12 protein-coding genes are annotated in these 13,004 nt (G+C 45.0%); 8 read left to right on the top strand and 4 right to left on the bottom strand.

Annotation, left to right across the window (positions count from 1 at the left end; genetic code table 11):
* Positions 1-291 precede the first annotated feature (291 nt).
* Genes C825_RS21890 through C825_RS21875 form a run of 4 tightly spaced genes read left to right on the top strand, consistent with a single transcriptional unit; the run spans position 292 to position 4,473 of the window.
* A complete protein-coding gene (locus C825_RS21890) occupies positions 292-2,052 on the top strand; it encodes an endonuclease/exonuclease/phosphatase family protein (protein WP_250690615.1) in 1,761 nt (586 codons plus the stop codon).
* Positions 2,053-2,079: 27 nt separating this feature from the next.
* Positions 2,080-3,459, top strand: a complete 1,380-nt coding sequence (locus C825_RS21885) for a nucleobase:cation symporter-2 family protein (RefSeq protein WP_007657629.1) — start codon at positions 2,080-2,082, stop codon at positions 3,457-3,459.
* A 5-nt stretch (positions 3,460-3,464) separates the two neighbouring features.
* Complete coding sequence (gene xpt, locus C825_RS21880; RefSeq protein ID WP_007657631.1) at positions 3,465-4,031, top strand: xanthine phosphoribosyltransferase; 567 nt, start codon at positions 3,465-3,467, stop codon at positions 4,029-4,031.
* 28 nt (positions 4,032-4,059) lie between these two features.
* Positions 4,060-4,473: a PaaI family thioesterase gene (locus tag C825_RS21875; RefSeq protein WP_007657632.1), complete on the top strand. Its 414-nt coding sequence runs from the start codon at positions 4,060-4,062 to the stop codon at positions 4,471-4,473.
* A gap of 12 nt (positions 4,474-4,485) precedes the next feature.
* Here the strand turns inward: C825_RS21875 and C825_RS21870 are convergent, their stop codons facing one another.
* The 4 genes from C825_RS21870 to dnaG are packed head-to-tail and all read right to left on the bottom strand — an operon-like array spanning position 4,486 to position 9,421.
* The gene (locus C825_RS21870) at positions 4,486-5,010 is read right to left on the bottom strand and encodes a histidine phosphatase family protein (protein WP_010800176.1); all 525 of its coding nucleotides are present in this window, start codon (positions 5,008-5,010) and stop codon (positions 4,486-4,488) included.
* A 1-nt stretch (position 5,011) separates the two neighbouring features.
* Positions 5,012-6,322 (bottom strand): ABC transporter permease, encoded by a 1,311-nt coding sequence (locus C825_RS21865; protein ID WP_007657635.1) that lies wholly within the window; start codon positions 6,320-6,322, stop codon positions 5,012-5,014.
* On the bottom strand, positions 6,319-7,245 hold the full coding sequence (locus C825_RS21860) for an ABC transporter ATP-binding protein (RefSeq protein ID WP_010800175.1): 927 nt from the start codon (positions 7,243-7,245) through the stop codon (positions 6,319-6,321). The genes C825_RS21865 and C825_RS21860 overlap by 4 nt, the downstream gene beginning before the upstream one ends.
* Positions 7,246-7,258: 13 nt before the next feature.
* A complete protein-coding gene (dnaG, locus tag C825_RS21855; RefSeq protein ID WP_010800174.1) occupies positions 7,259-9,421 on the bottom strand; it encodes a DNA primase in 2,163 nt (720 codons plus the stop codon).
* A 125-nt stretch (positions 9,422-9,546) separates the two neighbouring features.
* Between dnaG and C825_RS21850 the strand changes: the two genes are divergently transcribed.
* From C825_RS21850 to C825_RS21835, 4 genes are all read left to right on the top strand, one after another.
* Positions 9,547-9,792, top strand: a complete 246-nt coding sequence (locus C825_RS21850; protein ID WP_007657640.1) for a hypothetical protein — start codon at positions 9,547-9,549, stop codon at positions 9,790-9,792.
* Entirely contained in the window at positions 9,780-10,094 is a 315-nt protein-coding gene (locus C825_RS21845) for a type II toxin-antitoxin system RelE/ParE family toxin (RefSeq protein WP_224264592.1), read from the top strand. The genes C825_RS21850 and C825_RS21845 overlap by 13 nt, the downstream gene beginning before the upstream one ends.
* Before the next feature lie 637 nt (positions 10,095-10,731).
* The gene (locus C825_RS21840) at positions 10,732-11,571 is read left to right on the top strand and encodes a DUF4469 domain-containing protein (protein WP_007657644.1); all 840 of its coding nucleotides are present in this window, start codon (positions 10,732-10,734) and stop codon (positions 11,569-11,571) included.
* Between the two features lie 124 nt (positions 11,572-11,695).
* Positions 11,696-12,916, top strand: coding sequence for a fimbrial protein (locus C825_RS21835; protein ID WP_010800173.1), 1,221 nt, complete (start codon positions 11,696-11,698; stop codon positions 12,914-12,916).
* Positions 12,917-13,004 lie beyond the last annotated feature (88 nt).

The raw sequence follows: 13,004 nt of genomic DNA, 5'->3' as shown, positions 1-13,004 counted from the left end.
CGGGATATTTAGAACATTCTCGTTTTTTCTACCATACCTTTTGAGAAAAGAGGTAGGTGTAAATGAATTTAGAGGTACGTCTAAATCGATTTACACCTACCTCTAAATGAAATTAGACCTACCTCTAAAGGGAAAATCATTCCTTTTTCTTACTTTTGTCCTCTGTTAATCACTAAATAATAAACAGATGAGACACGGGAGTAGGTTCATGGCGATACTTTTTATGTTATTGCCGTTATGTAATATTTATTCACAGGAGAAAGGGCAAGGGAGGATAACACCTTGCGTATCATGAGTTATAATATCCGTAACGGGAGAGGATTGGATAATGTCTCCAATATTCAACGTACGGCTGATGTAATCAATAAGGTGCGTCCGAATGTTGTCGCTGTTCAGGAAGTGGACAGTGTAACGGGCAGAAGCGGCCAGACCGACATCTTGCGTGTATTGGCTGATAAGACACTTATGTTTCCCGTTTATGCTCCCGCAATAAATTATGACGGCGGTAAATACGGCATTGGGATGCTGAGTAAAGAGAAACCGCTTAGTTACCGTTATCTGGCTCTTCCGGGAAGAGAGGAAGAACGTGCTTTGCTGATCGTTGAATTTGAGAAATATATTTATTGCTGCACCCACCTGTCGCTGACAGGGGAAGATCGTCTGGCCTCCTTGGATATCATCCGTAAGGAAGCGGCAAAAGCCAATAAGCCTTTATTCATAGCCGGCGATTTCAATGCCCATCCTGATTCGGAAGTCATACAGGAGGTTCAAAAGGATTTCGTTATCCTGACAAACACCAAGCAACCGACTTTCCCGGCCGACGAACCTACGGAAACAATCGATTATATCGCTGCTTATGCCAAGGACACAACGGCATTTACCCGCCTTTCTGCTTATGTCGTGAATGAGCCGGCTGCTTCCGATCATCGTCCGATTGTGGCGGAGATTGCTTTTATGCAGCCTGCCGCACAGATATTCCGTACAGAACCTTATTTACAGAACCCGGTAGGAAACGGTATCACGGTTATGTGGCAGACAACGGTGCCTGCTTATAGCTGGGTGGAATACGGAACCGATAAGAACCAGTTGAAAAAAGCACGTACGATCGTGGACGGACAGGTTATTTGCAATGACTTGCAAAATAAAGTAAGACTGAACGATCTGGAACCAGGCAAGACATATTATTACCGTGTTTGCTCACAGGAAATTATGCTTTATCAGGCCTATAAGAAAGTATTCGGCGAAACGGCTGTTTCCGATTTCCATTCATTCACCTTACCGGCTTCTTCCGATGCTGATTTTACGACTATTATCTTCAACGACCTGCACAAACATTCTGAGACATTACAAGCCCTATACAAACAAGTGAAGGATGTAGACTATGATTTCGTGATCTTTAATGGTGACTGCATCGATGACCCGAAAGATCATGACGAAGCGACTCATTTCCTTTCGGAACTGAACGAGACGGTCGGTGCTGCTGATGTACCCGTTTTTTATTTGCGTGGCAACCATGAGATTAGAAATGCTTATTCAATCGGGTTGCGTAGCTTGTTCGATTATGTAAGTGATAAAACGTATGGAGCATTCAACTGGGGTGATACCCGTATCGTTATGCTCGACTGTGGCGAAGACAAACCGGACGACCACTGGGTATATTATGGCTTGAATGATTTTTCGGCTTTGCGCGAAGCACAGGTCGGTTTTCTGAAAGAAGAACTGGCCTCGAAACCATTCAAACAGGCTGCAAAACGTGTCTTAATCCATCATATACCTATTTATGGTAAGGAGGTGGATCGTTATAATCCGTGTTTGGAGTTATGGGGAGGGCTGCTGGCAAAAGCACCGTTCAATATTTGTATAAATGCACATACACACCGCCATGCCTATTATCCGAAAGGTACTGCCAACGGTAACAACTTCCCTATTATGGTGGGAGGAGGATACCGGATGGACGGTGCCACAGTGATGGTCCTTCAGAAGAAAGGAAAGGAAATGACATTGCGTGTATTGAATGCCAAAGGCGAGACCTTGCAGGATTTGAAACTGTAATAGAATATATCAATATATAAAGTAAAGATGAAGATTAACACAGAGGAGTTAGAAGAGACTATTATCCCGGTAAAAGAAACAGATTTGATTTATGGCATCGATGACCGTCCGCCTTTAAAGGAGACGTTGTTTGCCGCTTTGCAGCATTTATTAGCCATTTTTGTCGCAATCATTACTCCGCCTTTGATTATTGCGGGGGCATTGAAGCTGGATCTCGAAACAACCGGTTTTTTGGTGTCGATGGCTCTTTTTGCTTCCGGTGTGTCGACCTTCATACAATGTAAGCGGATTGGTCCGGTAGGGGCAGGGTTGCTCTGTATACAGGGTACGAGTTTTTCTTTTATCGGACCGATCATCTCTGCCGGCCTGGCTGGCGGGTTGCCGCTTATCTTTGGTGTTTGTATGGCTGCCGCTCCGGTCGAGATGATTATCAGCCGTACATTTAAGTATATGCGTTCTATCATTACACCGTTGGTTTCCGGTATCGTTGTCTTGTTGATTGGTTTGAGCTTGATTAAAGTGGGGGTTGTTTCCTGCGGAGGTGGCTTTGCAGCGATGGATAACGGAACGTTCGGTAGTTTGGAGAATCTGGGAGTGGCGGCGACGGTGTTGTTGAGCGTCCTGTTCTTCAACCGTTGTAAGAATAAATACCTGCGAATGAGCTCGATTGTTCTTGGGCTGTGTATCGGTTACGGACTCTCCTTTGCTTTGGGCATGGTGGATATGAGCGCTGCCGCTTCACAAAATCTGAGCGGATTCAATATTCCGGTACCCTTTAAGTATGGGTTGGATTTTAATATATCTTCCTTTATTGCGATTGGGCTGGTCTACCTGATTACTGCGATCGAGGCGACCGGCGATGTTACTGCCAACTCCATGATTTCCGGTAAATCGATTGAAGGAGAGGGGTATCTGAAGCGTGTATCCGGCGGTGTGTTGGCGGATGGCGTGAATTCTTTCGTCGCAGGTGTCTTTAATTCGTTTCCAAACTCTATCTTTGCACAAAATAACGGGATTATCCAGTTGACAGGTGTTGCCAGCCGATATGTCGGTTATTATATTGCCGGAATGTTGATCCTGTTGGGGTTATTTCCGGTTGTCGGGGTTATTTTCTCTTTGATGCCCGATCCGGTCCTTGGGGGAGCGACTTTATTGATGTTCGGTACGGTGGCAGCGGCCGGTATCCGTATCATTGCCGCACAGGAAATCAACCGGAAAGCTACGCTGGTGCTGGCAGTCAGTTTGTCGTTGGGACTCGGTGTCGAGTTGATGCCCGATATTCTGAAAACGGCTCCCGAAGCGATTAAAGGTATCTTTTCTTCAGGTATAACAACTGGCGGATTAACAGCTATCATAGCCAATGTTTTGATAAGAGTAAAGGAAGATCAAGTAGATAAAACAGAATAAAACACATGGAATTACTTAAACAGCGTATTCTGCAAGATGGCAGATGTTATCCGGGAGGTATCCTGAAAGTCGATAGTTTCATTAACCATCAGATGGACCCGATGCTTCTGTACAAGGTTGCCGAAGAGTTCATCAATCGTTTTAAAGGCGAACATATTAATAAGATTGTAACGATCGAAGCCAGCGGTATTGCTCCGGCTATTATGGTGGGATATATTTTGCAGTTGCCGGTCGTATTTGTAAAGAAGAAGCAACCGAAGACGATGGAGAACATGCTGAGTACGGTAGTCCATTCTTTTACGAAAGACCGTGATTATACGGTTTGTATCAGTAATAACTTCCTGACGGCAGACGATCATATTCTTTTTATAGACGATTTTCTGGCTTTCGGTAATGCTGCCCTGGGAATGATTGATCTGGCAGAGCAGGCGGGTGCAACCATTTCCGGTATGGGCTTTATTATAGAAAAAGCCTTTCAGGATGGAGGAAAAGCCTTGCGTGAGTCGGGTATCCATGTGGAAAGCCTGGCTATTATCGACAATCTGGATGATTGTAAGATTACTATCCGCTAGAAAGAAACCAACTAATTGAGTAAAAATAATGAATGCAGAAGTAAAAGAAAGATTACTCGACAGGGTGAAGACAAACCCTTATGTGAATCATTTGGGGGTACAGTTCACTACTGTTGAAGATGGGATCGTTGAGGCGCGTATGCCTTTGCATGATGAACAACGCCAATATAGCGGCGTTATTCATGGTGGTGTATTGGCGGCTTTGGCAGATACGATAGCCGGTTTTGCAGCCTATACGATGACGCCGCTCGATAAAGACGTATTGACAGCCGAATTGAAAGTATCCTTTTTAAGGGCTGCCTGGGGAAAGGAACTGATCGCGAGAGGAACGGTTATCAAACCGGGACGGCACGTCCATTTCAGTGAATGTGAGATTTATTGCGACGATAAACTGGTCAGCAAAGCATCCGGTACATTCAGTGTCGTGCAGCCCCAGGTGTAAAGTAAATATCATTTAGAGTGAAAAGCGCAGGCAAGCTGTGTTTTTCATGATTGGCAGCTTCAGGATTTCCTCTTGCTGCCTTTTTTCTATACGGACGATAATGGCACGGTTGAAACCTCCGTGCCCAATAGCCAGGATACGTTTTCCCGGAAAGTTCGTTTGCAGGAATTGCAGAAACTCTCCGGCTCTTTTATATAAAGCCTCCACGCTTTCCACGCTTTCCGGCAGATTCTTGAAATCCATTTCATTGGCCACTTTTCCGGTATAGATACCCCAATCCATTTCTCTGAGCAGCGGTGTCCGGACAGGCTCCAATCCTTTGCGGCGGGCAACAGCCATAGCGGTGTCGTAGCTCCGGGCCAGGTCGCTGCTGACAATAACGTCGATTTCTTCCTCTTCCAGCAGGTCGGCCAACTGTTCCGCCTGCTGTTTACCTAGTTCAGACAGATGCCCGGGCATCTGTCCCTGCATAATACGCAATTTATTCTCTTCCGTCTCTCCATGACGGCTTAATATAAGTGATATTGTCGCTTCCATCTTATTTATATTTAATCCATTTCACCATTTCCTTGATACTCGGTTTTTTACCGTACATCAGGATACCTACCCGGTATATTTTGGCGGATAGCCAGACTATGCCGATGGCGGAAGCATACAATAAAGAGACCGATAATAACTTTTCCCATAAAGGAATTTCAAAAGGAATACGTACCATCATGACGATCGGTGAAGTGAACGGAACCATCGAACACCAGAATGCCAGTGGTCCGTCCGGATTCTCCATGCTGTAAATTCCGGCATATAATGCAAAGATCATAAAGATCGTGACCGGAGCCATAAACTGCTGGGTATCTTCCTGGCTGTCTACCGCCGAGCCGATAGCCGCGAATATGGATGCATACAACATATAACCTCCAATGAAATAGATAATAAAAGAGATACCGATTTCTGCAATATTGATTGAATTGATGATTCCCATGATTTCATTCCCGGAAGAAGAGGCTAAAGCATTTGCATCCATCATCCCCATTTGAGGCCCAGCTTGCAGGGATGCCACATCGACTCCACCGGAGAACATAAAACCTCCTACACTGACCAGTATGGTCGTGATAATACCCCATAGGAATACTTGTGTAAGACCAACAAAACCGATACCGATAATTTTCCCCATCATCAGGTCGAACGGACGAACGGACGAGATCATCACCTCAATGATACGGTTGGTCTTTTCTTCCATAACCCCCTGCATCACCATTGCACCATACATCATAATAAACATATAGATAATGAACGTGAATACCATCCCGATGATCGAAGCGACGGTTGCCGATGAAGCACTTTCTTTTCCGTCTTCACTCCATTTTATGGTCTGTACGTTGAAATTGATTTTGCTTTCCCGGATGATCTCTTTCAGGTTAGGGATATTGAAAGAGGCGAGTTTTTCGCTTTCCAACTGCTTGCTGAGTGTCTGGTTGACCAAACGGCTCAGTTCGGCCGGAACCTGTTTTTCTGAGTAAAGGGTTGCTGCTTTAGGATTGTTCAGCAAATCGTCTGTGATACTCAGGAAGGCGAATACCTCCTTATCTTCACCCTGGCGATATTCGTCTAACGTTTTATCGCTGTGGATGAAATGAAAACTCTCGTTATTCTCGAACAGCGAGGCATATTTCCCGGTCGTATCGATGATGGCAACGTTACGTACTTCATCCCCTTTGATTGTCGATAGCCATAGCGGTACGAATACCAGTGCAGCAAACAAAAACGGTGTCAGAAGCGTAAGCAGGATAAACGACTTTTTGCTTACCCGGCGCAGATATTCTCTTTTGATAATAAGTCCTATTTTATTCATGCCTGTGGGATGTTTGTGCCCGATACGGTGTTAATAAATATATCATTCATGGAGGGAAGTTCCTCTGCAAACGACAGGATTTCGACCTGTTCGGACAGAGTAGACAGTAAAGTGGAATTACTGATCCCGTCGGCTTTATGGATTTGCAGTTCGCGTATTCCGCTTTGTTCTTTTTCGCAAAGCAGCGTGAAGGTATCCGACGGAACGTTTGAAAGGACACTATCGGATGAGATACGTAATGTAAATGTATTGTTCCGGAAACGGTTTCTGACTTCTGCCACATTTCCTGATAATACCACTTGCGATTTGTTGATCAGGGCTATGTTATCGCATATCTCTTCCACCGAAGCCATATTGTGGGTAGAGAAAATAATCGTATGTCCTTTCTCTTTCAGTTCCAGGATTTCCTGTTTCAACCTTTCCGCATTCACCGGATCGAAACCGCTGAACGGTTCGTCGAAGATAAGCAGTGACGGTTCGTGGATAACGGTAATGATAAACTGCACTTTCTGTTGCATCCCTTTCGATAACTCTTCCAGCTTTTTATTCCACCAGGGCATGATGTCGAACTTTTCAAACCAACGGGTCAGGCGGGTCCGGGCTTCGGAATAAGACAGTCCTTTAAGTTGGGCGAGATAGATGGCCTGTTCGCCTACTTTCATCTTTTTATACAATCCCCGTTCTTCCGGGAGATAACCGATCTGGTAAATATCCTCCGGTCTCGATTCGCGTCCGTTGAAACGGACGGTGCCGCTGTCGGGGGCGGTGATGCGGTTGATGATACGAATCAGCGTGGTTTTTCCGGCACCGTTTGGTCCGAGTAACCCGAATATTTTCCCTTCGGGCACCTGTATGCTGACTTTGTTCAGGGCTAGATGATTGGCATATTGTTTAACCACATCTTCCGTTTCCAAAAAGTTCATAGGCTATAAGTTGTTACATTTTTAATACGATACGTTCTCCCAATTCCTTACTCAATACGTTTTTTATTTCATTCAGGCGTGTGAGTTGTTTCATCAGCTCGAACACCTTTTCTTCATTTCCTTGTGCGTGCGCCTCTTTGATGCCCAGTTGTGTCTCCTTTATCTGCCGGAGGATATAGGCATCTTTCATCGCATATATTTCGCGGGTGACTAACTGGTCCAGTTTATCCTGTTCCTGTTCCAACTCGCGGTATTTGCTGTGATACTTGCTCAGTTGATACTTTTCGCTGATCAGGTTGGCGGCCAGTCGGCTTACGTTCGGGTCCGGATGGGCCAGGAAATAACGGCTGGCAATAAATCCCTCGGTCTTGCATTTGTCTGCGGCTTCGTCGAGCATGCTTTTAATGATCGGGGTATAGAAAGTCAGGTCGTCACGCTCCAGGTCGTAACGGATATATTCGGCCACACGCATCACAATATGTTCGTTTGTCTCCTCATCCACATAATCGAAAAGGATTTGTTCGCCATACCGCACGATATATTTCAGTAACGTCAGTTCGTACACCTCGTAAGGCGAACGTTTCGGCTGGCCTGTTTGTACCGGTTGTACTGGTTGAACCGTCTGTGGCGGTTGTGCCGGCGGATAATCGGGAGGCGGAACATCCATAGGCCCGGTTTCTTCCATCGGATATTCTTCCGGTGGGGGTGGTGGAGGCATATAATCGTCCGGCAATGGCACGGTATCATCCGGTGGCAGAAAACTGTCCCCGGCAACCGGCTGGTAACCGGGCAGGTCCGGATATTCCGGTATCATACTCATCGTATTGGATACCGGGGGAGTTACCTGTCCCTGCATGTTCTGCCTTTCTTCCTTGCTTAACCGGATCTTATTGACTTCGTTCAGCAAGACCTGTTCGTCTATCTCCATCATGGCGCTGCATTCGCGGATATAGATGGAACGGGCAATATTATCGGGGATGATGGCAACCGTACGGATAATATCCGTAATCAGCGCCGAGCGCTTGATCGGGTCGGTTCCCGCATCATCCAGTAATAAACGGGTTTTGAAACGGATAAAGTCCGTTTCGCTTTGTTTAATAAATTCGGAAAACTGGCTGGCATTATGTTTGCGGGCAAACGAGTCGGGGTCTTCACCGTCCGGCAAGAGAACCACTTTCACATTCATCCCGTCTTCCAGCAGCAGGTCGATACCGCGCAGGGCGGCTTTGATACCGGCGGCATCACCGTCATATAATACGGTTATATTACTGGTGAAACGATGTATAAGCCGTATCTGTCCCTGTGTAAGAGCCGTACCGGAGGAGGCAACCACGTTCTCTATTCCTGCCTGATGCATGGAGATTACATCGGTATAACCTTCCACCAGGAAACAACGGTCTTCCTTGACAATCGCCTGTTTGGCGAAATAGATACCGTAAAGTTCATTACTCTTATGGTAAATCTCACTTTCCGGAGAGTTGACATATTTGGCTGTTTTCTCGTCTTTCTTGAGCACACGGCCGCCAAAGGCTACGACTTTTCCGCTTAACGTATGTACCGGAAATATCACACGGCCGCGAAAACGGTCATTGACTCCTCCATTGTCGTAGGCAATAACCAAACCGGTCTTTTCCAGAAACTCTTTCTTATAACCGTTTTTGGTTGCTTCCTTGTATAATGCATCGCGCTTGTCGAGACTGTAACCCAACTGGAATTTACGGATGGTGTCTTCACGGAACCCACGTTCGGCAAAGTAACGGAGTCCGACCGTTTTCCCTTCTACATGTTCGTATAGTTGGGTGGTAAAGTATTGCTGTGCCCAGCTATTGACGATCAGCATACTTTCGCGGTCGCTTTTCCTTTGCTTCTCCTTGTCGGTCAGTTCCCGTTCCTGTATCTCGATGTTATATTTCTTGGCCAGATAACGCAAGGCATCGAAATAGTTCAGCTGTTCATGCTTCATAATGAAGTGAACGGCCGTACCACCTTCGCCACAGGCAAAGCACTTACATATATTTTTAGCCGGAGAGACGTAGAACGAGGGCGTTTTATCAGTATGAAAAGGACATAATCCTACATAGTTTATCCCTCGTTTGCGCAGGGTAACGAATTCCGAAACAACATCCACAATGTTTGCAGCGTCAAGTATCCGGTCTATGGTAGGTTGATCGATCATTTATTTCCTTCCTTAATATAATGGGTGACAAATGTAGTGATATTTTGTCTCCAAAACAAGACTCTTTGACATGCAGGGAACGGAAATAATAATTATCTTTGTGATTGACAAAAATAATTACCATTATGACAAGTATCGAGTTAAGAACATCCATATTGACAGAAATAGCCTCTATCATGGATAACGAAGAGTTGATGAGGAAAACACTTGCTTATTTGCGTAAAATAAGGCAGAGGAATATAGATACACCTTGTCGCTTTACAGTGGAAGAGCTGAAAGAAGAGATCGAATTATCGGAAGACGATGATCGTCACAATCGGTATTACACAACTGAACAGTTGCGCAAAAAGCATCCGTTATGCAACAAATGAAACTAAGATGGATGAAACGTGCCGTCAAGCATCTTGATACAATCTATGATTTCTTGGCTAAGAAAAATGAACAGGCTGCAATAAAAGTATATAATGAATTTCTTGATACGGCAGATACTTTATTAACTTTCCCATTAGCAGGAAAAGAAGAAGATGTATTAAAAGAAAATCCGAAGAATTATCGTTCTTTAGTTGCCTGTAAGCATTATAAATTAATATATCGTATAGAAAAGAATATTATAAAGATCGTTGCTGTCTGGGATTGCCGACAAAATCCAAAGAAACTAAAAAGAATTATTTAAAGACTCTTATCTACAATTTTTTCCGTCCCGTCCGTCTTGTTCAAAGGTGTTGATGGAACGAAAACTTCCTTGCTACCATACTCTTGGGCAGCAATAACATTACAAATTAGAAACGCTTTGATTTTCTTTTTTTATGGAGAAAAAATGACGTAGTACATTAGAAACTGTGTCAAGATTGCGCAAAGATATATAAATTATCTGATTATCATAATAAACTGCGATTAAAATTCATCGTGTGAGAGAAAAAATGAACAAATATGACTTTATTCGTTCATTTTTTTCATACTAACCGGGTACCAAAAGAGAATACTTTTAGTTATAGCCTACCTTCCCATTTTCTATCTAACTTATCACTGGCTAATAACATAAGATTATTTATAAGCCTTGATTTTTAGTCTTTATATCATAGTTTCTAATGAACTAGGTCATTTTATCATACGAATTGCAAGCACTAGGGCACACGTGGTTACGTTTTACGTCAGACCATCCTGAAAGCAAAAAGGGGAAAGAATACGGCTGTTTTATCCCTGTTTTTCTACTAGGGAGCTACTGATATAAATTTAGTATCCTTTGGGTCCCGGCTAATTGGTAAACTAAAAATATGTACAATATATCAGTAACTAAAAAACAGACAATTATGGCAAAAGACCCGACTCAGAAGACGAAGCTCACGCTCAAAGCTCTTGACTTGGCACTTACTCAGGATATTACGAACGATTGTTACCTGCAACCCAAGTTGCAGAAATGCCTGAATATGCACGATCTTGCCAGCGAAGTAGCTGCCCTCAGCACCCGCCAGGAAGATGTGGAAGAGATAGCCCGTACGGGTGATCAGATCCTGCGCCGTATGATCTGGTTTCTCTCTTCCGGATATAGCATCACGACTCTGCTGGGCTATTTCCGCCCCACCTCCCAGGGTGTTTTCCTCGAAAGCGAACTCATGTCGGCCCCAGACCGCAAACGCCTGAAACTAGGCATCGCTTACTCCATGAGTCAGGAAATGCGCCAGGCACTTGCCGATGCCGAAATCGACGTCGAAATACAGAAATCGGTCAGCGGTCCGCAGCTATTTACCGTGGTGAGTGCGCAAGATGCACAAAATCCCGAAGCCGCAGCCCGTGGCGAAGGCGTACCGATTAGTGCAGGACAAACTTGTATCATTAAAGGTAAACATATCAAAGTGGGCGGCGAAGGCGAACAAATCGGTGTCACTATCCGTCGTACCGACGGCGATTCCGGCGAAACATTCTTCTTCCCCGCATCGAAGCTCTACCCCAATACCCCTACGCAGGTAGGCTTTGTGTTGCCTGCTACGGCTGCCGACGGCTCTGTTTGGGGCGTTACACTCTGCACGCAGCTTACCAGCAACGGTTCTACTTTGCTGAAAGAGCCCCGCACGGCAACGATGCCGGACAACTTTGTCGTAGGCGAGGTGCCCGATACCCCCGGTGGTGGCGACAGGCCGGAGATCGAATGAATTGAGCAGCCTGCTCAAAGGAAAGAGAGCGACCCGTTCAATAGGAAGTGAGCGAGTCACTCAAAAGTAATCGAGTATTTTTTAAGTTACACTATTATTAATATCAAGCAAAGTAAAAATGAAAATGAAAACAGTTTTTCTGTCGATGCTGGCGATAGCGGCATTAGCGAGTTGTTCAAGACAAGAATTTATTGACCCCCATGGCGGCCCGCAGGAAGGGGATAAGATGCTGGTAGACATCACCCTTGGAAACGGTGAAATGACAAAGGCGACAGGCGTTCCGGAAGCGGATGGTACGGAAGAGAAGACGATCACCGATATCACCGTATTCTTCCTGAATGGTGCGGACCAGATCGTTTCCAGAACATTTGTTACAGGACCTGATTTAACAGATGATGGTCAGAATCCGGGACATAAAAAGGCAACCGTGGAAACAAGAACTACGGCCTCTCAGGTAATGGTGATTGCAAATATCGGAGAAGATCGTACCGGAACAGGAAAAGCTCTCAACGTCAGTACCAGAGCTCAACTTGAAGCTGTACTGCAAGACCTGGTAGTCGAGGACGGAACGCCGCCAGCTTTGGTTCCTTTTCAGGAAAAAACCAACCTTCTTATGTCAGGCATAGGAGATGTTTCACAGATGAATCCCGGTGGAATACCTACAGATCCTTTCACTGCAGAAGCATCTGTTGAATTGAAGTACATTGCTGCTAAAATCACGTTAAGAAGTATCACTGTAACAGATCAGGCACAGGGTGAATATGGTGATGGTAAGGATTTTGTATTCACAAAAGCCTATTTGTTGAATGTACAGACGAAATCTCACTATTTCCCAACTTATTTACCTGCTACTGCTGATCTGGCGTTTGCAAACGGAACATGGGAGGAGGCTTGGGGAACAAGTAATCTTCCTATTGTTAAAGATTTCGAGGAGAAACTTGCTATTACATCTATAGTTGATAATACACCAGTGGAAAACCTGGCCCACTGGTATGTTTTCGAGAATAAACCGACTTCTACTACCAAGGATGATAATCCGACAATCCTTGCGGTACAGATTAAATGGAAAGAAAAAGAGGCTAATGGAGATGATATACCTGAAGATGTATATGCATTAAAAAATTTCAACGTAATCTTCGCACCCGGTGATAAGGGTATCATCGAAGCAGGAAAAGCCTACGATGTAGCTTTGTCATTCAGCGGTGACTTCCGTCCGGGAACTTCCGGTGGTAACGCCGGTGGTGGTGAAGATAAACCGGATGAGCCGAATATCAAAGCGAATGTAACTGTTACGGTGACTCCGGCGGAGTGGGATCCGGCACCTACAGAAAAACCGTTTGAATAATATCCTCTGAAAAAAGATCTGTCGAAAGCACATACTGTCATGGCGCTTCCGACAGGTCTTCCTCTCACCCTCCGGTATCACAGCCGGT

It is taken from the genome of Parabacteroides sp. ASF519, from assembly GCF_000364265.2.
GTDB classification, from domain to species: Bacteria; Bacteroidota; Bacteroidia; order Bacteroidales; family Tannerellaceae; genus Parabacteroides; species Parabacteroides goldsteinii.
Note: the sequence above shows the minus strand (reverse complement) of the source record. Positions and strands in the feature narration are given on the sequence as shown.

What these genes read in the sequence shown, in the direction of transcription:
- C825_RS21890 (WP_250690615.1), top strand. Translation starts at nt 292, where the DNA reads ATGAGTTATAATATCCGTAACGGGAGAGGATTGGATAATGTCTCCAAT.
- C825_RS21885 (WP_007657629.1), top strand. Translation starts at nt 2,080, where the DNA reads ATGAAGATTAACACAGAGGAGTTAGAAGAGACTATTATCCCGGTAAAA.
- xpt (WP_007657631.1), top strand. Translation starts at nt 3,465, where the DNA reads ATGGAATTACTTAAACAGCGTATTCTGCAAGATGGCAGATGTTATCCG.
- C825_RS21875 (WP_007657632.1), top strand. Translation starts at nt 4,060, where the DNA reads ATGAATGCAGAAGTAAAAGAAAGATTACTCGACAGGGTGAAGACAAAC.
- C825_RS21870 (WP_010800176.1), bottom strand. Translation starts at nt 5,010, where the DNA reads ATGGAAGCGACAATATCACTTATATTAAGCCGTCATGGAGAGACGGAA.
- C825_RS21865 (WP_007657635.1), bottom strand. Translation starts at nt 6,322, where the DNA reads ATGAATAAAATAGGACTTATTATCAAAAGAGAATATCTGCGCCGGGTA.
- C825_RS21860 (WP_010800175.1), bottom strand. Translation starts at nt 7,245, where the DNA reads ATGAACTTTTTGGAAACGGAAGATGTGGTTAAACAATATGCCAATCAT.
- dnaG (WP_010800174.1), bottom strand. Translation starts at nt 9,421, where the DNA reads ATGATCGATCAACCTACCATAGACCGGATACTTGACGCTGCAAACATT.
- C825_RS21850 (WP_007657640.1), top strand. Translation starts at nt 9,547, where the DNA reads ATGACAAGTATCGAGTTAAGAACATCCATATTGACAGAAATAGCCTCT.
- C825_RS21845 (WP_224264592.1), top strand. Translation starts at nt 9,780, where the DNA reads ATGCAACAAATGAAACTAAGATGGATGAAACGTGCCGTCAAGCATCTT.
- C825_RS21840 (WP_007657644.1), top strand. Translation starts at nt 10,732, where the DNA reads ATGGCAAAAGACCCGACTCAGAAGACGAAGCTCACGCTCAAAGCTCTT.
- C825_RS21835 (WP_010800173.1), top strand. Translation starts at nt 11,696, where the DNA reads ATGAAAACAGTTTTTCTGTCGATGCTGGCGATAGCGGCATTAGCGAGT.